At 62.0% G+C, this 20,093-nt stretch carries 17 protein-coding genes; 10 read left to right on the forward strand and 7 right to left on the reverse strand.

Annotated elements, in window-relative coordinates; genetic code table 11:
- The first annotated feature begins 75 nt into the window (after positions 1–75).
- Positions 76–993, forward strand: coding sequence for a LysR family transcriptional regulator (locus tag AC3WTO_RS01490; protein WP_492458906.1), 918 nt, complete (start codon positions 76–78; stop codon positions 991–993).
- A 58-nt stretch (positions 994–1,051) separates the two neighbouring features.
- Here AC3WTO_RS01490 and AC3WTO_RS01495 read toward each other — a convergent pair whose 3' ends face one another.
- On the reverse strand, positions 1,052–1,894 hold the full coding sequence (locus AC3WTO_RS01495; RefSeq protein WP_492458907.1) for an alpha/beta fold hydrolase: 843 nt from the start codon (positions 1,892–1,894) through the stop codon (positions 1,052–1,054).
- A 145-nt stretch (positions 1,895–2,039) separates the two neighbouring features.
- On the opposite strand from AC3WTO_RS01495, the gene AC3WTO_RS01500 reads away from it, so the two are divergent.
- Positions 2,040–2,948, forward strand: coding sequence for a LysR family transcriptional regulator (locus AC3WTO_RS01500; protein WP_492458909.1), 909 nt, complete (start codon positions 2,040–2,042; stop codon positions 2,946–2,948).
- Between the two features lie 12 nt (positions 2,949–2,960).
- Here AC3WTO_RS01500 and AC3WTO_RS01505 read toward each other — a convergent pair whose 3' ends face one another.
- From AC3WTO_RS01505 to AC3WTO_RS01525, 5 genes are all read right to left on the reverse strand, one after another.
- A complete protein-coding gene (locus AC3WTO_RS01505; protein WP_492458910.1) occupies positions 2,961–3,836 on the reverse strand; it encodes an ABC transporter permease in 876 nt (291 codons plus the stop codon).
- Positions 3,833–4,792 carry an ABC transporter permease gene (locus tag AC3WTO_RS01510; RefSeq protein WP_492458911.1) on the reverse strand — a complete coding sequence of 320 codons (960 nt, stop codon included), beginning with the start codon at positions 4,790–4,792 and terminating at the stop codon, positions 3,833–3,835. Before AC3WTO_RS01510 ends, AC3WTO_RS01505 begins: the two co-directional genes overlap by 4 nt.
- A 64-nt stretch (positions 4,793–4,856) precedes the next feature.
- Entirely contained in the window at positions 4,857–6,497 is a 1,641-nt protein-coding gene (locus AC3WTO_RS01515; RefSeq protein WP_492458912.1) for an ABC transporter substrate-binding protein, read from the reverse strand.
- A gap of 36 nt (positions 6,498–6,533) precedes the next feature.
- Entirely contained in the window at positions 6,534–7,319 is a 786-nt protein-coding gene (locus AC3WTO_RS01520; RefSeq protein WP_492458913.1) for a DUF427 domain-containing protein, read from the reverse strand.
- Between the two features lie 21 nt (positions 7,320–7,340).
- Positions 7,341–8,699 (reverse strand): LLM class flavin-dependent oxidoreductase, encoded by a 1,359-nt coding sequence (locus AC3WTO_RS01525; RefSeq protein WP_492458914.1) that lies wholly within the window; start codon positions 8,697–8,699, stop codon positions 7,341–7,343.
- Between the two features lie 175 nt (positions 8,700–8,874).
- Here AC3WTO_RS01525 and AC3WTO_RS01530 point away from each other — a divergent pair, with 175 nt between their 5' ends.
- Positions 8,875–10,719 carry a dipeptide ABC transporter ATP-binding protein gene (locus AC3WTO_RS01530; protein WP_492458915.1) on the forward strand — a complete coding sequence of 615 codons (1,845 nt, stop codon included), beginning with the start codon at positions 8,875–8,877 and terminating at the stop codon, positions 10,717–10,719.
- A gap of 78 nt (positions 10,720–10,797) precedes the next feature.
- Here the strand turns inward: AC3WTO_RS01530 and AC3WTO_RS01535 are convergent, their stop codons facing one another.
- Positions 10,798–11,700, reverse strand: a complete 903-nt coding sequence (locus AC3WTO_RS01535) for a LysR family transcriptional regulator (protein ID WP_492458916.1) — start codon at positions 11,698–11,700, stop codon at positions 10,798–10,800.
- Between the two features lie 270 nt (positions 11,701–11,970).
- Here AC3WTO_RS01535 and AC3WTO_RS01540 point away from each other — a divergent pair, with 270 nt between their 5' ends.
- Genes AC3WTO_RS01540 through AC3WTO_RS01570 form a run of 7 tightly spaced genes read left to right on the forward strand, consistent with a single transcriptional unit; the run spans position 11,971 to position 20,080 of the window.
- Positions 11,971–13,479 carry a leucyl aminopeptidase gene (locus AC3WTO_RS01540; RefSeq protein ID WP_492458917.1) on the forward strand — a complete coding sequence of 503 codons (1,509 nt, stop codon included), beginning with the start codon at positions 11,971–11,973 and terminating at the stop codon, positions 13,477–13,479.
- Positions 13,480–13,530: 51 nt separating this feature from the next.
- A complete protein-coding gene (locus AC3WTO_RS01545; protein ID WP_492458918.1) occupies positions 13,531–14,436 on the forward strand; it encodes a proline iminopeptidase-family hydrolase in 906 nt (301 codons plus the stop codon).
- A 14-nt stretch (positions 14,437–14,450) separates the two neighbouring features.
- Complete coding sequence (locus tag AC3WTO_RS01550; protein WP_492458919.1) at positions 14,451–16,112, forward strand: ABC transporter substrate-binding protein; 1,662 nt, start codon at positions 14,451–14,453, stop codon at positions 16,110–16,112.
- Between the two features lie 17 nt (positions 16,113–16,129).
- Entirely contained in the window at positions 16,130–17,146 is a 1,017-nt protein-coding gene (locus tag AC3WTO_RS01555; protein ID WP_492458920.1) for an ABC transporter permease, read from the forward strand.
- Positions 17,146–18,117, forward strand: a complete 972-nt coding sequence (locus tag AC3WTO_RS01560) for an ABC transporter permease (protein ID WP_492458921.1) — start codon at positions 17,146–17,148, stop codon at positions 18,115–18,117. The genes AC3WTO_RS01555 and AC3WTO_RS01560 overlap by 1 nt, the downstream gene beginning before the upstream one ends.
- Positions 18,114–19,070 (forward strand): ABC transporter ATP-binding protein, encoded by a 957-nt coding sequence (locus tag AC3WTO_RS01565; protein ID WP_492458922.1) that lies wholly within the window; start codon positions 18,114–18,116, stop codon positions 19,068–19,070. The genes AC3WTO_RS01560 and AC3WTO_RS01565 overlap by 4 nt, the downstream gene beginning before the upstream one ends.
- Positions 19,071–19,078: 8 nt before the next feature.
- Complete coding sequence (locus AC3WTO_RS01570; protein WP_492460010.1) at positions 19,079–20,080, forward strand: ABC transporter ATP-binding protein; 1,002 nt, start codon at positions 19,079–19,081, stop codon at positions 20,078–20,080.
- The last annotated feature ends 13 nt before the right edge of the window (positions 20,081–20,093 follow it).

The raw sequence follows: 20,093 nt of genomic DNA on the forward strand, positions 1-20,093 counted from the left end.
GTCGAACAATATGGTCGCCGTCGAAGTGATAAAAGTCGTGACGCCTCGTACTTAGTGTTCTACCAAAGCGAACGAATGACAGACGTTCGTAATATCAATCTCAATCGCCTCTCGATCTTTGTTTCAGTGATCGAGGCAGGCTCGCTGTCGGAAGCGGCGCGCCGTACCGGGCTGGCGAAATCCGTCATCAGCACGCATCTGACCCGGCTCGAAGCCGAGGTGGGCGCAGCTCTGCTGTTGCGCAATCCACGCCATCTTGGCCTGACGGTCGCGGGGCGGCAGTTCTTTGAAGCCTGCACGGCAATCCTGCGTCAGGTCGATGATGCCGTGACGGCGCTGGATCGGGAGAATCTCGACATCCGCGGCCTGCTGCGCGTGACCACCTCGGTAGATTTCGGCGCGACCGTGGTGACGCCGGTCCTAGTGTCCTTGATCAACCAGTTTCCGGGACTGAAGGTGGATCTTATCGCGTCGGACCAGATCGTCGATCTGGTCGGCGAGGGCATCGATGTCGCCATCCGGCTGGGCTGGCCGCGCGACAGCAGCCACACCGCGGCATTGCTTGGTTCTTTCTCGCAATGGCTGGTGGCGCCGCCGTCATGGTCGGATCGTCTGGCGCGCGTCCAGCGTCCGCAGCATCTGGCGGACTGGCCGTTCATCGAACTGTCGATCCTTGAGCGGCCGGAGAACTGGTCCTTCACCAGCCCCGACCAGAAAGTTCAGCAGATCCGCTTCGACCATCGTCTGTCGATATCGACGACCAGTGCGGTCCGCACCGCAGTCATGGCCGGTGGCGGGCTGGCGGTGCTTCCGGACTACCAGGTCGCCGAAGATGTCGCGCTCGGGCGCCTGATGCATGTCCTGCCCGACTGGGTGCTGCCGACTGGTGGCATTTATGCGGTGTTTCCGCAGAAGCGTCACCGGTCCCGCAAGGTCGAGCTGTTCCTGGATGTGATCAGGACCAAGCTCCGCTACCTCCAGAACAGAGGCTGACGGTGACGAACCCGCTTGGTGAAGGCGCGGCTCGATGGCCGCGCCGCCACCGGAGTGGTCAGGCTCGGCCCGGCTTGAGGAACGCCAGGACCTCTTCGAGGAATTCGTCCGGGAATTCGATGTTGGTCAGGTGCACGGCTGGAAAGCTTTTCAAACGTGCGCCTGGAATACCGGCCGCGATGGCCTCGCTCATGGCGTAGGATGTCGCCCTGTCGAACTCGCCGCCGATGACCAGGGTCGGGCTCTGGATGAGGGCGATGGTGCGCCGAAGGTCGCTGTCGCGCAGCGCGCCATAAAGGCCGGCCAGGCCCTGGCGAGGGGTAGCCAGCAGGTCCTTTCGGAATTTCTGGATGACCGGGCCGTTCTCGTCCCTCATTGCATCCGGAAACCAGTTGCCGAGGAACATTTCGGCGATTTCGCTCATGTCGGATGCTGCGCGTGTTGCGGCAATCGCTTTGTCGAAATGCGAAGCGGGACCGATGTAGGAGGAGCTGTTGGCAAGGATCAGGCGATCGATGCGTTCCGGCGCATGGACTGCCAGCCATTGACCAACCCATCCTCCCAGTGAAAGGCCCATGAAGTGGGTACGCTGGATGCCGAGATGATCCATCAACTCCAGCACGTCGCCACCCAGTCGGCCATCCGAATAGGCGCCGACGGGCACGTCGGAGCCGCCATGGCCACGATAGTCGTAACGGATGACCCGGAGGTGTTGCGACAGGTCTGGGATCTGGTCGTCCCACATATGCAAGGTGGTGGCAATGGAGTTTGCGAGGATCAGGGTCGGCAGGCCGGCTAAGCCATCGATCCGGTAGGCTATCTTCACACCGTCGCCGGTCGTGAAGAATGACAGGCTGGCTGGTTCTTCTTGGTTCAGATTGGCTTGGAGAGCGGAGGTCATGACGGCACCTTTCTTTGCATTACCAGCTGTGGCGCTGGCAGGCCGGGCATCCTGCCGGCCTTGATCAGGAATGGTGTGAAGCTAGTTCAAGCCTGTTTCGGGAAATATTTAAAAGATAGAGACATCTTTGTAATAAAATCAAACAATGAGTTCATTCACGCTTCAGGAAGTCCAGTGCTTCGACGCCGTGGTTCGCGAAGGCGGTTTCCAGGGCGCGGCCCTGGTATTGAATCGCTCCCATGCAGCGGTGTTCGCTGCCGTCGCCAAGCTGGACGACAATCTGCAAGTCGTTTTGCTCGACCGCAGCGGTTACCGGGTGACACTCACCGATGCCGGCCGTTCGTTTCATCGCAAGGCGCAGTCGCTGCTTTCCGAGATGGAAACGCTGAAGCTGCACGCGCGCCAGCTGGCGATAGGGGAAGAGACGCATCTGCGTGTCGTCATGGGCGATACCTGTCCGCTCGATGACGGTCTGGAACTGCTGAGCGGCTTCTTCGCAAACCGCCGCAACACGCGACTGGATCTGCATTTCGAAACGATCAGTGGGCCATGGGAGCGGCTTTTCGAAGACGAAGCGGATCTCATTCTGCACTGGGTCGAAAAATCCGATGCCCGACTGGAATGGATCGATCTCGCCACCGTGTCATTCGTGCCGGTGGTTGCCCCGGATTTCCTGCCGTTCCCGCTCGCGGCTGCGGTCACGCCCGAACAGATGCGTGGGCTCACCCAATGCATCATTCGCGACACTGCTCGCACCGCGCAGAAGGCGAATTATTATGTCGTCGAAGGCGCACCGCAATGCACCGTAGGCGATCATCTGATGAAGAAGGAGATCATCCTGCGCGGCATGGCCTGGGGGCATCTGCCGCGCTTCATGATCGAGGACGAATTGGGAAGCGGACGTCTCATGTCGATCACGGGAGAGCATTTCCCGGGCGTTGACATCGAACTTGTCGCCGCGCGCCGCCGCGATCGTCCGCATGGTCCCGTCGCCAATCGTCTATGGGACCACATTCAGGCGTGCGCGCCGAGCTTCGGCGCGGAGCTGCGCTGACGGTCCGTGGTGCTAGCTCTTATCGGGTTCGAACGCGCCCATTCCCTGCGCGATCAGGTTCGCTGCCATGACCAGCGAGATGATCGCGCCGGAGTTGAAGACGACGATCCACCATTTGCCACCGGTCAGGAATCCGTAGCCGTCGGCGATTGCCAGTCCCCAGTCCGCCGAGGGCGGCTGGATGCCAAGCCCCAGAAAACTCAGGGTGGCGATGGAAAAGAAGGCGTAGCCGAGCCTTGTGATGAGTTCGACGAGGATGGTTTCGCGCACATTGGGCAGGATCTCGAACAGCATGATGCCGATCGAGCTTTCTCCCGCCAATCGCGCTGCGCTGACATAATCGCGTTCACGCTCCTGCCGCACAGCGGTCCGCACCGTGCGTGCGACCAGCGGCGCATAGGCGATGCCGATCACCAGGATAACGGTCAGGTTCGAGGGGCCGAGGGCAACCAGCGTCATGGTGACAAGCACGATGAAGGGAAAAGCCATCAGGGCGTCGAGAAGCCTTGCACCGATGGCATCGATCCAGCCGCTAAAATAACCGAGCAGCAGCCCGATCAGGCTGCCGGCAGCAACACCGACCAATGTGGCCAGCGGCGCGACCAGCAGGATGTCGCGCGAGCCGACCACGATACGGGAGAGGATGTCGCGGCCCAGCGAGTCGGTCCCGAACCAGTGCACGGCATCCGGCGGTGCCAGCATGGCGAGGAAGTCTTCCGCATAAGGATCGAAAGGCACGAACAGCTGTCCAAAGACGGCGCACGCGATCCAGAACAGCAGGATGGCTCCGCCAATCAGCGTCGACGGCGCCGGAAGCCTGTTGCGAAAGCTGGCGAAGAGGCCGGTCTTGGGCACGACAGATTCCGGCGCGTGGGCGAGATCGGTCATGTTGCCGCCCTGCGCCGCTGGCGCGGATCGAGCAGCATCTGGATCAGGTCGCCTATGGTGGCCGACACCACGAAAATCGCCGCGATCACCAGCACGCCTGCTTCCAGGGTCGGGAAGTCCCGCGCCTTGGCCGCGGTCAGGACAAGGTTGCCGAGGCCTTGGATACCGAACAGCGCTTCGATCACGATGAGCCCGCCGAGCAGGAAGCCGCTCTGCGTTGCAATCACCGCAATGGTTGGCGTCAGCGCATTGCGCAGCACGTGACGGAAGACGATCTCGCGCTGGGTAAGGCCCTTCAGGACCGCCGAGCGCGTATAGTCGGCATTGACGGCCTCTATCACGCCGGCACGGGTCATGCGCGCTATGTAGCCGAGAAGATTGAGCACGAGCGGCAGCGCCGGCAGGACAAGATAGTAGCTGCTGGTCCAGAAGCCCGAACCGTCCGGAGCGACGCCCGATATCGGGAACCAGTTCAGCCATAGCCCGAACACGATCAGCAGCAGGAGACCGGAAACGAAGTCCGGCACGATCCCCAGGGAAACACCGGAAAGTACGATCGCCCTGTCGACGAAGCTTCCGGCCTTCAGGCCGGCGACAATGCCGGCGCCGATGCCAAGCGGGATGAGCAGGACAAGCGAGACACCGGCCAGCGCCGCCGAATTGCGCAGACTTTCCAGGACCAGGGGCGCCACCGGCTGGCGCAGTGACAACGACACGCCGAAGTCACCCTGGATCGCGCTCTCGAACCAGTGCCAGTATTGCACCAGCACCGGCTGATCGGTGCCGAGCTTGCGGTTGAGCGCGGCGACGGCTTCGGCATCGGCAAAAGGACCGAGCATGACGCGTCCGACATCGCCGGGCAGGACCTGCCCGGCAAAGAACACCAGCACGCTGACCAGCCACAGCGTCAACAGCAGCGAGCCGATGCGCGAAGCGATGGTTCGGCTGAGCGTCATCGGCCACTCCTGCTCATGCGCCACCTCTGCTCATGCGCCACCTCTGCTCATGCGCCGCCTCTGCTCATGCGAAGGACGCGCGGTCGAGCAGGAGATGCGAGATCGCGGTGAAGCGTACGCCTTCGATCTTGGCGCTGGTGATGCGGCTGTATTGCGAGAAGTAGCTGATGATCAGCGGCGTCTCGTCCAGCAACAGGTTCTGGATCTTGCCGGCGACCTGCCTCTGCGCCTGCAGGTCGCGCGCCTTGCTGTAATCCAGCAGCAGACCGTCATAGGTGGGATTGTTGAAATGCGCGGCATTCCACGTGCCGCTGCTCTTGAGCGTTGCGTTCAGGAAAATGTCGGGCGTGCCGCGATGCCCGAAATCGGTGATGCCGAGCACCGAATCCAGCCAGGGTGAGCTGCCGAATGTGGCTGAACCATAATAGGCGTCCTGCGGCAGCACATTGAGCTGGATGTTGATGCCGGCCTTCTTCGCGAAATTCTGGATCAGCACCGCATAGTCGGGAATGTCGTAGGCGCGCTCGGTGGTCAGCGTGACCTCCAGGCCATTGGCGAAGCCCGCTTCCGCGAGCAGGCGCTTCGCTTCGGCAAGATCCTGCTTGCGCTGTGGAACCGATGGATCCGACGATGGGAAGATCGGCGCGAACGGCGTGTCGTTGCCGACGATGGCCCTGCCTTTGAGCAGACCCTTAACCACGGCCTCCCGATCGATCGTCAAGGCGAGTGCCCGGCGCACGCGCTTGTCGGTGAACGGTGCCTGGTCGGTGCGCAGATGAACCTCGTCGTGCGAACTCGACTGCACGCTGAGGATCCTGAAGGCGGAATTGCCTTCGATCGCCAGCGAGGATCGCGTGGTCTCGGGGATCACATCCAGCTGGCCTGCCTGCAGCGCCAGCAGTTGCGCCTGCGGGTCGTCGAAGAACTTGATTTCGACCTTGTCGGGCAGCGCCTGCTCGCCCCAGTAGTCGGGATTGCGTACGAATGTCGCGCCCTGCTTGGGACGGAACGATTCCAGCCTGAACGGTCCGGTGCCGATGAAGCTCCTCTCGAAGTCGCCGCTATAGTCCGCCGGCAGGATGATGGCGTTGACGACGTCTGACGAGACATAGAACGGGAAGTTGCTGTTCGGCGCATCGAGCTCGAAGGCAACCGTCTGCTCGTCGACCTGCCGGATGCCGCCCTTGGAGAGGATGCCCTTGTAGGCGGAAAGCGCGGATGAACCGCTCTTGGGGTCGACCAGCCGTTCGAAGGAGGCGACGACATCCTTTGCCGTGACCGCCCGGCCGTCGTTGAACTTGACGCCTTGCCTGAGCTTGAAGGTCCAGCGCTTGGCGGTTTCGTCGGCCTCCCAGGAAACGGCGAGCCGCGGCAAGAGGCCATCTTTCGGGTCGTCCAGCAGCAGATATTCGCCGACCTGGCTGATCAGTGCGATGCTGGCCGGATCGGTGACCAGGATGGGGTCGATGGCAGCGGTTGGCTGGTCGAGGCCGACCCGGACCGTGCCGCCCGGCTTGGTGGCGGCGCGCGCCGTGCCTGAAAATCCGAGCCCTTGCGATGTTGCAAACCCTGTCAGGCCGATCAGCATGGCGTATTTGAGCAGGTCTCGCCGCTTGAGGAAGCCGGCGGCGTGTTCATCGACGGCGACATTCCAGAGGTCGCCGGACAGGCCGCGCAAGGCATCGATGTCAGAACGTTTGGTCATTGTTTTTCCGATGAATGGAGGAAGGGGTGGGGGCAGTTACGAGACGATCTCGCCGTCGAGTTCGATGCGGTCCACGGCTTGCGGATAGAAGGCAATCAGCCCTTTTATCTTCGGCATCTCGTCGATCGGGTCGCGGTAACTCCACGCGATATCCTTGGCTATCGAGCCATTCTTGAGCTTGCCCGACCGATAGGAGGCGATGCCTTTGTAGGGACAGCGCGTCGTGCTGTCGGACGCGACAAGGCGATCGAGCCGCACGTCGTCTGGATGAATGTAGTAGCGGGTCGGCAGGTGGGTCTCGAACAGCAGCACAGGGCGCTGGCTGTCGGCGACCAGTTCACCGTCGAACCAGACCCGCACATGACTTGTGCTGTGCAGCACATCGATGCGGGCGTAAGGGTCGCGCGCATGAACGAAGACCTCTTCCTCTTCTTCGAGCCATTGGTCGACGGCGTTCCAGACGAAGGCGATACGGCCGGCAAGCGGACCAAGCTCTTCATCCGGTGGCGAAACGAAGGTCCAGGCGGCGTTCGACGCTCTGCGGTCACCGGTATCCAGGTCCCAGTACTGCCGTTCGCCGCCGACTTCATGCGGGTCGCGATGCCCCGACGGTTTCAGCACGGACGACAGCACCGCATCAGACGGGAAGAAGTAGATCGGCAGGAAGTGGTTTGAACGCAGCACGAGCACATCGCGGCTGTCGGCGATGGTCTGGCCGCCGAAACGCACGCGGATGCGCTTCGGACTGGAAAGAACGTTGATGAGCCGCGGCGTGGTGGCTTCGCGCGGCTGCAGCTTGGTGTTTGTGACGGGGGCATTCATGGTCATCTCTCCATACTGCGGTCAGGACACGGCGCGCGCATTGGCGCGCTGCTCGGCGAACCGGTTCGCCGGACGGGCAAGGCCGAGACGATCGCGCAGCGTGCCGGGCTCGTATTCGGTTCGGAAAAGGCCGCGGCGCTGCAGTTCCGGCACAACCTTTTCGGCAAAGGCATGCCAGTCTTCCGGCAGCAGCGGGAACATCAGGTTGAAGCCGTCGGCGGCACCGGCAACGAACCAGTCTTCCAGTTGATCGGCGATCTCAGCCGGCGTTCCGGCGACTGTCGGAACCGAGCCGCTGTTGGAAAGGCGGCGTGCGACCTCGCGCAAGGTGAGGTTCTGCTTGGCCCATTCGCGCACGCGGTTGAGTGAGGTGTGGCCGCCATTGAACGTGCTTTCGTCCGGCAGTGGCGGCACCGGGCCATCCGGCGGATAGGCGGAGAGGTCGAGCCCGCTCCAGCTCGACAGAAGGTCGATGCCGACCTGATCGGGAAGCAGGGTCTGCAGGTAGTCCTGGCGCTCCAGCGCCTCGTCCTTTGAGCCCGCCACGATCGGCAGGATACCAGGCAGGATCTTGAAGCTTTCCGGCCGCCTGCCATGGCGGGCGAGACGTTCGTTGATATCCTTGCGGTAGCGGACGCCATCGTCCTTTGTGCTGAAGATCGCGAAATGCGCGTCGGCATGGGCGGTGGCGAAATTCTTGCCGTCCTCCGAGGAACCGGCCTGCACGATCAACGGATGGCCTTGCGGCGGGCGCGAAACGTTCAGCGGGCCGCGAACCCTGAAGTGGGGGCCCTTGTGGTTGATGGCATGGACCTTGGCCGGGTCGGCGAAGTAGCCGCTCTCCTTGTCGATCAGCAGGGCCTCGTCTTCCCAGCTGTCCCACAGCGCCTTGACGATATCGAGATACTCGCCGGCGCGTTCATAGCGCAGCGCATGATCGATGTTGCCGTCGCGTCCGAAGTTCCTGGCTTCTTCCTCCATGGCGGAGGTCACCACATTCCAGGACGCGCGGCCCTTGCTGATGTGGTCGAGCGAGGCAAAGAAGCGCGCCACATTGTAGGGCTCGCTGTAGGAGCTCGACGCCGTGGTGATCAGGCCGATGTGCTTCGTCACCCCGGCCAGCGCCGCCAGCAGCGTCAAGGGCTCGAGGCGGGCATTGGCGTAGTGGGCGACACCGCTCTTGACCGAATCCCAGATCGACACGTGATCGGCGACAAAGATCGTGTCGATCTTGGCGCGTTCGGCCGCCTGCACGAGATCGCGATAATAATCGAAATCGAGGACTTCGCGGCCCGGAGCGCGCGGATGACGCCACGACATGCGGTGGTCGCCCTGCGGGTTGAAGAAGAACGCGCTGAGGATGATGTGACCATGCGCCATGGCTGTTGCTTCCCTTTTGCAGTCAAAACTTTCGCCGCTTCGACGGAGCAGGCGGCCGAAAATCTCCAAACTGGCAAAAGGTTAGATTGCGCGCATATTCAATACGAGTAATTTTATAGACATTATGGATCTCACATCTGGAAGCCGTTGCCCCTGACGGCAAAGCGAGAAGAATGTGGTTCCGAAAGAGACATCATCGCCGTCCGTTCTGAACATCGAACGTCTCTCGGTCAGCTACCGCGCTGCCAATGGACTGCAGCGTGCCGTCAGCAACGTCTCGCTGAGCGTGCGGCCGGGCGAAGCCCTGGGCCTTGTCGGCGAGTCCGGTTCCGGCAAGAGCTCGGTGGCGTTGGCAGCCTTGCGCTACCTGCCAAAACACACGCAGGTGGAAGCATCCGCGCTGCAATTCCTCGGACGCGATCTGCGAACGCTCTCAACCGAGGAGCTTCGTGCCTTGCGGGGTGACCGCATCGCAGCGGTCTACCAGCATCCGGGTTCTGCTCTTAACCCCAGTCTGACCATTGGCAGGCAGATCACCGAAACCATCGTGCGGCATCGCAACGCCGGCCAGCGGGATGCTGCCCTGCAGGCCGCCGACCTTTTGCGCCGTGTGCGCGTCGCCGATCCCGAGCGTGTGCTTCGGCTCTATCCGCACGAATTGTCGGGTGGCATGCAGCAGCGCGCCAACATCGCCATCGCCATTGCGCTCGATCCTGCGCTGCTTATCCTGGACGAGCCAACCACCGCGCTCGACGCCAGCGTGCAGTCCGAGATCATCGCGATCCTCGACGACCTGCGTCGGAGCCATCAAACCAGCATCCTTTTGATCAGCCATGACATCGACCTGGTCAAGCGGTGCTGCGAACGCGTCGCAGTGATGCAGTCGGGAACCGTTGTCGAAAGCGGCAGCGCCAGCGCGCTGTTCGACGAACCGCGGCATTCATATACGCAGATGCTGGTCCGCAGCATCCCCACACTGGCCTATACCAAACGCGATGGTCGCCTCGCTGAGCCTGAAGCGTCTTCCTTCGATGGTGTCAAACCTGCTGCATCGTCGCCGAGTTCGGAAGTCACGGGCAACGACCGCCCGCGTGAGGACGTCCTCGTCTGCAGGGATATCTGGCAATCGTTCGGCGAACAGATGGTTCTGCATGGGGTCGATCTGAGGATCTCCGCCGGCGAGACCTATGGTCTGATCGGCGAATCCGGTTCCGGAAAGTCGACGCTGGCAAAGATCGTCACCGGTTTGCAGGCACCTGTCGCCGGCACCGTCGAGCTCTCGGGGCAGGCTGCCGCCACACGAGTGGAACGGCGCAGGCCCGGCCAGCGCCGCGACATTCAGATGGTCTTCCAGTCGCCGGATCGCACGTTGAATCCACGGCAGCGGATCAGCACCATTCTCGGCCGCTCGTTGCGGCGGCTGGCCGACCTGCCACGATCGGCGCGCGTGCACAGGATACCCGAACTGCTTCGGTCCGTGCGGCTTTCGCCCGCTTTTGCCGGGCGTAGACCCGGCGCGCTTTCGGGCGGACAGCGTCAGCGAGCGGCAATTGCACGCGCCTTTACCGGCACGCCGAAGCTTGTCGTCCTGGACGAACCAACCTCGGCTCTCGACGTTTCGGTGCAGGCGACCGTTCTCAACCTGCTCAACGACCTGCAGCGACGCGATGAGACGGCCTATCTGTTCATAAGCCACGATCTCCGGGTCGTGCGCTACATGGCCGACAGGATCGGCGTGCTCTATCGCGGCCGCCTCGTCGAAGAAGGCTCATCCGATCAGATCTTCGCAGGCCCCAATCACCCCTATACAGAGATGCTGCTCGCGGCCTCTTCGGCCGAGGTTGAGATCAGACTAACGCAGCCCGCATCCTCAGCTTTGGAAATCGAAAGCCACCCGAGCCAGGGCTGCGCGTTCACCGGTCGCTGTCCACAGGCGCAAGCTGCCTGCAGGCAAGGCGAGCCGCCGCGCAGGACGATCGCCGAAGGTCATACCATCCGTTGCTGGCAACGGGGAAGCTGACCTTTACATGAGCAATTCCAGCAAAAGTGCGCAGCAAAGAGAGAGCATTGAAAGCGATCTTGTTTCGCCTGAAATGTTCTAGTCGATTGCCATGATCTTCTTGTGCTCGGCCACCTCGCCGAGCAGCCAGGTCTGGAACAGGGCAGCGCCGGGTTTGTTGCCCACACTGCGGCGTTGATAGAGATAGATGCCGGCGGGATAGGTATGGCGGGCTTTGAAGGGGGCGACGAGCTTGCCTTGATGCAGCAGGTCCTGGGCCATCATCGTATCTGCGAGCGCGATCCCGCCGCCATTCATCGCCTCGCGCATGATCAGCGCGCAGTCGTCCAGCACGATGCTGGACTTGGGCATCGGTTCAAACACGCCTTCCTGTTCCAGCCAGCGCTTCCACCTGTTGGTCTCGCACTCGTGGATCAGGTGATGGTTGATCAGGTCGGCCGGTGAGCGCAACGGCATGGGGCCGTCGAGCAACGCCGGCGCACAGACCGGCGTCAACAGCAGCGGGATGAGCAACGTCAACGCCGGACCGGCCTTGTAGTCGAACTCGTCGACGATGGCCAAATCGAAATCGGCGCGTTTGCCCGAGGTCAGGATCTCCAGCTCGACCGATGAATGCTGCCGTCGGAAGCCTGGCAGCCGATCCGCCAGCCAAAGGTTGAGTACAGGGGGCACGCAGAGGACCCTCAGGCGATGGACCTTGTCGCGGCGCGGGCCGTCATGAAAGCTGACATCCTCGGTGGCGCGCCATATCGCCTCGAAAGCCTCGGACAGATTGCGCGCGTAGTAGGATCCTCTTGTCGTCAGCGTGACCTGGCGAAACCCTCGTTCGAACAGCTCCTGGCCAAGGGTTCTCTCGAGCGTGCGGATATGGCGGCTGACCGCCGATGCGGTCAGATGCAGTTCTTCCGCCGCATCCTTGATGCTGCCATGCCGTGCGGCTGCCTCGAAAGCGCGCATGCCATTAAGTGAGGGTAGGGCCATTATCCGATCATGGATTCTCAGCTGAGTTTTTGTCAATCGATAAGGACGAAATTGGCGTTTGAACGCCTGCGTTGTCAGCGATACCGAAGGGGTAACAACAACTAAGTCGTCAACCGAAACGACTATTCGGGGCTCCGGAACTTCCGTCACTATCGGCGGACACGGCTGTGCGCATGAACACTTCGGACCAGCAGCAACGCTGATTCCGGAGCATGTCGCGGTGGCCGTATTTTCTCTGGGCAACGACCATTTGGAGGAGTTAGCCGCCTGATGCCGCAGTCGCCAGTGCCGGTCTTTGAAGTTACTGACAAGCTCCCAGCGGACGCATCTGTCATCGTCATTCTGCAAACGGCCGGAAACGAACTGGGGTCTGGGTCAGCCGCATTGGATGCCGAATTGGGCGGGATGATCTCCCGTGCCTGTTCTGCTGCCAACGCCCTGGCTGAAAACGGCAACTGCATTGATCTCGTCCCGCCGCAAGGCGTGAGTGCGCGGCGCGTCGTCGTGTTGGCGCTCGGCAAGGCCGATGCCGTCAGCGCCCAGTCGCTGACACGCGCCGGTGGTGCCCTGGCAGCCCACCTGGAAGGCAAGGGCGAGAATGAAGCGGCGCTGGTTTTCGATGCCGCCGCAGGGGGCCGCCTGTCCGAAGCAGAGGTAATGTCGCGTGTTTCACTCGGCATCCGTCTGCGCCGCTATCGGTTCGACATGCGCAACAAGCGACCAAAGGCCGCCGAGGATCAAGCCTGGCGCGTTTGCCTAGTCACCGCGCAGGCAGCAGAATTGCAGGCCGAACTCGGGCGCACGCTCGCCGTCGCCGATGGCGTCGATTATGCGCGCACCCTGGTCAACCTGCCGCCGAACCATCTCCATCCCGATAGTTTTGCCGATTATCTGGAGCCGCTGCGCCAGGCCGGCATCGAGGTCGAGGTTCTGGACGCGGAGCAACTCAAGAAGCTAGGCATGAACGCGCTTCTCGCTGTCGGCGCTGGTTCGGTGCGAGCACCCAAGGTGGCGGTGCTGCAGTATCGCGGCAAGGATGCCAAGACACCGCCGCTGGCCTTTGTCGGCAAGGGCGTCTGCTTCGATTCCGGCGGCCTCTGTATCAAGGGCGGCGCGCAGATGTTCGATATGAAGGCCGACATGGCAGGCGCCGCGGCGGTCTGTGGCCTGATGCTGGCGCTTGCCCGGCAGGACAGCCCGGTGCATGCGGTCGGCGTGCTGGGTATTGCGGAGAACCTGCCTTCCGGCACCGCACTCAAGCCGCGCGAGATCATCACCACGGCTTCCGGGCAGACCGTGGAAATATTCGACACCGACGCGGAAGGGCGTCTGCTCCTGGCCGACTGCCTCTATTATGCGGCGACGCGGTTCAAGCCGACCGCGATGGTCGATCTCGCGACCTTGACCTATTCTGTGATGCGGGGGCTCGGTTCCGTCTTCGCAGGCCTGTTCAGCACCGACGATGCCATTGCTATGCGCATGATTGCCGCTGGTGAGACGGTGGGAGAGCGCTTCTGGCGCCTGCCGCTCGACCGCGCCTACGACGAGGGACTGCAGTCGCCTTTCGCTGATCTCAGGCATCACGCCAAGGACATGGAGGATGGCGATGCGCCTTATGCGGCGGCATTCCTTCGCCATTTCACCGAAGACTGCGCCTGGGTTCACCTCGACATCGCCGGCAAGGAGCTGGCCGAGGTCGACGGTCCGCTCGGTCGCCAGGGCGGCACGGCATTCGGTGTCCGGATGCTGGAGGAATGGGTCCACGCCGGCAGGTCTTGACGGTCCGGCGCATCTGGCGCGCAAGTTGATGTCAACAAGGGTGGGAACGGAATGTCGGTAGAGATCGTCGGTAGAGAAGGACGTGCCGGTTTCAGGGGTTATGAGACCTGGTATCGCATCAGCGGCGAACTCGACGGCAAGAAACCTCCAGTGGTGATCCTGCATGGCGGTCCAGGCGTCGCGCACAATTATGTCGACGCCTACAAGCTTCTCGCGCGCGACGGTCGCGCTGTCATCCATTACGATCAGCTGGGTTGCGGCAACTCGACATTGCTGCCTGAAAAGGGTGCTGATTTCTGGACACCACAGCTGTTCATCGAAGAGCTCGAAAATCTCGTCGACCATCTCGGCATCCGGGCAGGCTTTCATGTGCTCGGCCAGAGCTGGGGCGGCATGTTGGGCGCCGAATATGCCGTGCTGCAGCCGAATGGTCTCAGGTCACTGACGATCGCCAATTCGCCGGCGTCGATGAAACTGTGGGTCGAGGAAGCCAACCGGCTGCGTGCCGATCTTCCGAAAGACGTGCAGGATACGCTGACCCAGCACGAAAAGGCCGGCACGACCGACGATCCGGAATACCAGCAGGCGACGATGGTCTTCTACGAGCGCCATGTCTGCCGCGTCGTCCCTTTCCCTGCGGAAGTGGCGGAGAGTTTCGCCCAGGTGGCGCGCAATCCCACGGTCTACAATGTGATGAACGGGCCCAACGAGTTCCACGTCATCGGCACGCTGAAAAGCTGGAGCGTCATCGATCGCCTGTCACAGGTCGACGTTCCGACACTGATCATCTCGGGCTGCCACGACGAGGCGACGCCGGCGACGGTGCAGCCCTACAAGGACGGCATCAGGGGATCGCAGTGGCGGATTTTCGAACATTCCAGTCACATGCCGCATGTGGAAGAACAAGAAGAATGCATGCGGGTAGTCGGCGCATTCCTGCATCAAAACGACAACTGAAAAGGGGAATAAGAATGAAGAAACTGCTCCTGGCTGCCTCCGCAGCCGCATTGCTGGCTGCCACATGGCTTGCTCCGGCTCAGGCCGAATACCTCAAGGAACATCGCGGCGGCACCATGCGCCTGCTGGCCCGCGCTGCGGCGGGCACGCTCGACCCGCACATCAACTACACCGACCAGGGCTGGCAGATGTACCAGCCGGTCTATGATGGCCTTGTCGCTTTCCGCAAAGCCGAAGGTATGGATGGCTTCACCATCGTTCCCGATCTGGCTGAGGCACTGCCGGAGGTGAGCAACGAAGGCAAGACCTTCACCTTCAAGCTGCGCAAGGGCATCAAGTTCTCGAATGGCCAGGACCTGACCCTGAAGGATGTGGTCGCTTCCTTCCAGCGCATCTTCAAGGTTTCCGGACCGACGTCTGGCACTTTTTATGCTGGCATCGTTGGAGCCGACAAATGCCTGGCCGACACCAAGGGCTGCACGCTCGAAGGGGGCGTCGTTGCCGATGAGGCCGCCGGCACGGTGACCATCAACATCGTCAAGCCCGACGCAGAGTTCCTTTACAAGCTGGCTTTGCCACATGCGGTCGCATTGCCGGCAGACACGCCTGCGGAAGACATGGGATCCAAGCCCATTCCAAGCACGGGCGCCTACATGATCTCGGCGTTCGACCCGAACAAGGGCATGACGATCTCGCGCAACCCACATTTCAAACAGTGGAGCGAAGAGGCTCAGCCGGACGGCTATCCCGATGTCGTCCAGTATGACTACGGCCTCTCCGAAGAAGCCGGTGTGACGGCGATCCAGAATGGCGAGGCCGACTGGATGTTCGATCCTCTGCCGAGCGACCGTCTTGCCGAGCTAGGCACCAAGTACAAGGAGCAGCTCCATATCTCACCGCTGTCTGCCTGGTGGTATGCGCCGCTCAACACACGCCTTGCCCCGTTCGACAACGAAAAGGCGCGGCAGGCCGTCGCCTATGCGATCGACCGCAGCACGCTGGTAAAGCTCTTCGGCGGCAAGGTGCTGGCTTCACCGGTCTGTCAGGTTCTGCCGCCGGACTTCCCCGGCCATGAGGACTATTGCCCCTTCACCAAGAACCCTGGCGCCAAGTGGTCGGCTCCGGATCTCGACAAGGCCAAGCAACTGGTCGAGGAATCCGGCACCAAGGGCCAGAAGGTCACGATCATCGTGGAGGACACCGCCGTGTCCCGCTCCATCGGCGTCTACCTGCAGAGCGTGCTGACCAGCATCGGCTATGTCGCCGACGTCAAGCCGATCTCCAGCAATATCCAGTTCACCTACATCCAGAACACCAACAACAAGGTGCAGATGTCGGTCAGCCAGTGGTACAAGGATTACCCGGCCGCGTCCGATTTCCTGCACATCCTTTTCGGCTGTGCTTCGTTCCGCGAGGGTTCCGATGCGTCGATCAACATCTCCGGTTTCTGCGACAAGGACATCGACGCCAAGATGCAGAAGGCGCTCGATCTCGGCGTGACCGACCAGGTGGCGGCCGACAAGATGTGGGCTGAAATCGACAGGGAAGTGACCGACAAGGCACCGGCTGTTGGTCTGTTTACGCCGAAGCGCCTCGATTTCGTCTCCAAGCGCGTCGGCAACTTCAAGTTCAACCGGCAGTTCAACTGGATGGTCACCCAGTCCTGGGTGCAGTGATCAACAGGGGCGCCACCGTGTCGAACGAAGCCGTTGCCACGCCGCGCAAATCGCGGGGGCCCTGGGCCCTTGCCTTTGTGAAGCTGAAACGCAATCGCGCCGCGATGGCGTCCCTGATCGTGTTCCTGCTGATCCTGATTGCCTGTCTCAGCGCGCCTCTCTACGCGCACTGGGCAGGCGTCGATCCGTTTTCTTCGACGATCGATGCCGTCATTCAGGTCGATGGCGCGGAAGTCCCCGTGATGGAGCAGTCTACCGAAGGTCTGGGGCTGGGCTACACGCCGATCGGTCCGACCTGGCAGCTCGGCAACTACTTCCTTGGTGCGGACAGCCAGGGACGCGATGTCATGGCGAGGCTTCTCTATGGCGGCCTCAGTTCGCTTCTGATCGCGGGCGCTGCCACCATCTTCACCCTGATCGTCGGCACTGCGGCGGGCTTGACCGCGGGCTATTTCGGCGGCGTTACCGACACCATCCTGTCGCGCTTCCTCGATGTGCTGTGGGCGTTCCCGATCTACCTGCTGGCAATCTCGCTTTCGATCGTGATGATCGCGCAAGGCATCTCGATCGGGCCGATCACCATCGAATCCGGCAGCCTCTGGCTGCCCATCATCATCATCGGCATTGTCTATGTGCCCTATGTGGCGCGTCCCATCCGCGGCCAGGTCCTGTCGCTGCGCAACAGCGAGTTCGTGCTGGCGGCCATCAATCTGGGCGTTCCGGGCTCGCGCATCCTGTGGCGCGACATTCTGCCGAACCTCACCACCACCTTGATCGTCTTCGTGCCGCTGATGATGGCGTTGAACATGCTGACGGAATCGGCGCTCTCTTTCCTGTCCATCGGCGTGCAGCCGCCAGCCGCCAGCTGGGGCACCATCATCCAGGACGGGCAAGCTCTGCTCTACACGCGCCCGGTCGTCGCCCTGGCCCCTGGCATCGCCATTGCCATCTCCGTCATGGCGCTCAATGTCTTCGGCGATGGTCTGCGCGACGCACTCGACCCGCGCTCCAAAGTTCAGCTGGGGCGTGACTGATGATCTACGCGATCCTGCGCCGATTCGGTCAGATGCTGTTCGTCATGTTCGGCATTTCCGTCATCGTCTTCCTGATCTTCTTCGCCACGCCGGGATCCGATCCGGCAGCCCGTATCGCCGGGCGCAATGCGTCGCCGGAAGTGCTGGAGGCCGTTCGTCACAACTTCGGCTTCGACCGTCCGCTTTATGTGCAGTACGGGCTGATGATGAAGAAGATCTTCGTCACCGGAGATCTGACCTCCTTCGTCAATCGTGGCTGGAAAGTCGTGCCGGCGGTGATGGATTCGATACCGGTGACGCTGTCGCTGGTGTTTGGCGCGGCTGTGCTGTGGGTTGCTGTCTCCATCGTCATTGGCATCGTGGCCGCCGCTACTCGTGACAGTTGGGTGGACAAGCTGCTTATGGCGCTGGGGCTGCTCGGTATTTCAATGCCTGTCTACTGGTTGGGCGAGGTCATGAACCTCATCACCCAGAGCCGCTACCACGACACCTGGCTGTTTTCCTGGGTGCCGCCGCTCGGCTACAAGAACTTCTCCGACGATCCGAAGGGCTGGTTCCTGACCCTGGTGATCCCGTGGATCACGCTCGCTACCCTTTACATCGGCATCTATGGCCGCGTGCTGCGGGCGGCGATCATCGAGTCGATGCAGGAAGACTATATCCGTACCGCTCGTGCCAAGGGGCTCTCCGAAACCCGCATCCTGCTGCGCCATGCGCTGCGCACCTCACTGATCGCCTTCGTCACCTTGTTCGGTTTGGATTTCGGCGCGCTGGTCGGAGGATCAGCCCTGTTGACGGAAGTCGTCTTCGGCCTGCACGGCATCGGCAAGCTGACCTATGACGCGTTGCAGAACCTGGACCTGCCGATGATCATGGCCACGGTCATGTACGCATCGATGTTCGTGGTCGTGGCCAACGCCGTTGTGGATTTCATCTACATCCTTCTCGATCCACGCGTGAGGGCATCATGATGCTGTCGGTGCGCGACCTCAGGGTTTCATTCCGCACGCATGAAGGCCTGGTGCGGGCGATTGACGGTGTTTCCTTTGATCTCAACGAAGGCGAGATCCTTGGCGTCGTGGGAGAATCCGGTTCCGGCAAGACCGTATCGCTGCTGGCCGTCATGGGCCTGATCACCGATCCCAATGCCATCATCGAAGGCTCCATACGCTACAGGGATCGCGAACTGGTCGGATTGCCGGCGCGGGAGCTTCGGCGCCTGCGCGGCAACGAGATCGCCATGATCTTCCAGGATCCGATGACCGCGTTGACCCCAGTCTATACGATCGGCTGGCAAATCGCCGAACAGATCCGAGCGCACAAGCGCGTCAGCAAATCCCAGGCACTGGATCGTGTCGAGGAACTGTTGGCGGAAGTGAACTTCCCCAATCCGCGCGAAGCGATGTCGCGTTATCCGCATCAGCTTTCGGGAGGCATGCGCCAGCGAGCGGTGATTGCCATGGCGCTGTCGTGCAATCCGGCGCTGCTGGTTGCCGACGAGCCGACCACCGCGCTCGACGTGACGGTGCAGGCCGGCATTCTCGATCTCGTGCGCAAGTTGCGCGCCACGCACAATTCTGCCGTCGTCTTCATCACCCATGACATGGGCGTGGTTTCCGAACTCGCCGACAGGGTGATGGTCATGTATGCCGGCCGCGTGGTCGAACGCGGCAGCCGTGCTGAACTCTTCTCGGCTCCCCAGCATCCCTATACGCGAGCGCTGCTGGGGTCGATCCCGCCACTCACGGGAGACAAGCCGCGCCGCCTGCCGGCCATTCCTGGTTCGCCGCCATCGCTGCTGCGCTTGCCCGAAGGCTGTGCCTTCGGTCCGCGCTGTCCTGTCAACTTCGAGCCTTGCAGGGCCGCCAAACCCGCTCTTGGCGATGGCGGTCATGCCGCGGCGTGTTTCCGGGTGCAGGCATGAGCGGGCAGATGATCGACAACGACCAGCCAATTCTCGAGACGCGCGAACTCAGCAAGCGGTTCTCGATCGGCACGCGCTTTTCATCGCAAGGCAAGCGGACCGTCCATGCCGTCGACAATGTTTCCCTGACGGTCCGCCGTGGTGAGACCGTTGGCCTTGTTGGCGAGTCCGGATGTGGCAAGTCCACATTGGCGCGCTGCCTGGTCAGGCTCTATGACATCACCGACGGCAAGCTGTTGTTCGAAGGGGATGACCTCACCGGCAAATCGCTGGCCGAATTGCGGCCGTTTCGCCGTCGCCTGCAGATGGTGTTCCAGGATCCTTCGGCGTCGCTCAACCCACGACGCCGGGTCGGCGATCTGGTTGCGGAACCTTTGCGCATCCATACCAAACTCTCGTCCGGCGAAATCGCCAAGCGGGTCGCTGAACTGTTCGATCTCGTCGGGCTGCTGCCCGATCATGTCATGCGCTATCCGCATGAGTTCTCCGGCGGGCAACGCCAGCGCGTCGGTATCGCGCGCGCCATCGCGCTCAATCCCGATCTCGTCGTACTGGATGAGCCGGTTTCGGCGCTCGACGTGTCAGTTCAGGCGCAGATCGTCAACCTGCTGGCCGACCTCCAGGAAAAGCTCAAGCTCACCTATATCTTCATCGCCCACGACCTGTCCGTGGTTCGGCAGGTCTCGACGCGCATCGCCGTCATGTATCTGGGCTCGATCGTGGAGGAGGGGCCGGCGGAAGAGCTGTTCGCAACGCCTGCGCATCCTTACAGCCAGGCACTGATCTCGGCCGTTCCCGTTGTCGAGACGACGCCAACCGGGACGCGCAAGCGCATCATCCTGACCGGCGACGTGCCGAGCCCGCTCAAGCCGCTCTCGGGATGCCGCTTCCATCCGAGATGCCCGATCGCGGCGGACCGTTGCCGCACGGAGCGACCGCAACTCACGGAGTATCGTTCGGGCCGAAAAGTGGCCTGTCACTTCCCGACGCTCGCTGCCGTGGCCGGATAGGATGGCTATCGCG

The sequence above is a fragment of the Mesorhizobium sp. EU05-FHT14A09 genome (assembly GCF_058790995.1).

Bases quoted from the DNA above. Each gene is read 5' to 3' on its own strand.
- AC3WTO_RS01490 (WP_492458906.1), top strand. From the start codon at position 76: ATGACAGACGTTCGTAATATCAATCTCAATCGCCTCTCGATCTTTGTT.
- AC3WTO_RS01495 (WP_492458907.1), bottom strand. From the start codon at position 1,894: ATGACCTCCGCTCTCCAAGCCAATCTGAACCAAGAAGAACCAGCCAGC.
- AC3WTO_RS01500 (WP_492458909.1), top strand. From the start codon at position 2,040: ATGAGTTCATTCACGCTTCAGGAAGTCCAGTGCTTCGACGCCGTGGTT.
- AC3WTO_RS01505 (WP_492458910.1), bottom strand. From the start codon at position 3,836: ATGACCGATCTCGCCCACGCGCCGGAATCTGTCGTGCCCAAGACCGGC.
- AC3WTO_RS01510 (WP_492458911.1), bottom strand. From the start codon at position 4,792: ATGACGCTCAGCCGAACCATCGCTTCGCGCATCGGCTCGCTGCTGTTG.
- AC3WTO_RS01515 (WP_492458912.1), bottom strand. From the start codon at position 6,497: ATGACCAAACGTTCTGACATCGATGCCTTGCGCGGCCTGTCCGGCGAC.
- AC3WTO_RS01520 (WP_492458913.1), bottom strand. From the start codon at position 7,319: ATGAATGCCCCCGTCACAAACACCAAGCTGCAGCCGCGCGAAGCCACC.
- AC3WTO_RS01525 (WP_492458914.1), bottom strand. From the start codon at position 8,699: ATGGCGCATGGTCACATCATCCTCAGCGCGTTCTTCTTCAACCCGCAG.
- AC3WTO_RS01535 (WP_492458916.1), bottom strand. From the start codon at position 11,700: ATGGCCCTACCCTCACTTAATGGCATGCGCGCTTTCGAGGCAGCCGCA.
- AC3WTO_RS01540 (WP_492458917.1), top strand. From the start codon at position 11,971: ATGCCGCAGTCGCCAGTGCCGGTCTTTGAAGTTACTGACAAGCTCCCA.
- AC3WTO_RS01545 (WP_492458918.1), top strand. From the start codon at position 13,531: ATGTCGGTAGAGATCGTCGGTAGAGAAGGACGTGCCGGTTTCAGGGGT.
- AC3WTO_RS01550 (WP_492458919.1), top strand. From the start codon at position 14,451: ATGAAGAAACTGCTCCTGGCTGCCTCCGCAGCCGCATTGCTGGCTGCC.
- AC3WTO_RS01560 (WP_492458921.1), top strand. From the start codon at position 17,146: ATGATCTACGCGATCCTGCGCCGATTCGGTCAGATGCTGTTCGTCATG.
- AC3WTO_RS01565 (WP_492458922.1), top strand. From the start codon at position 18,114: ATGATGCTGTCGGTGCGCGACCTCAGGGTTTCATTCCGCACGCATGAA.
- AC3WTO_RS01570 (WP_492460010.1), top strand. From the start codon at position 19,079: ATGATCGACAACGACCAGCCAATTCTCGAGACGCGCGAACTCAGCAAG.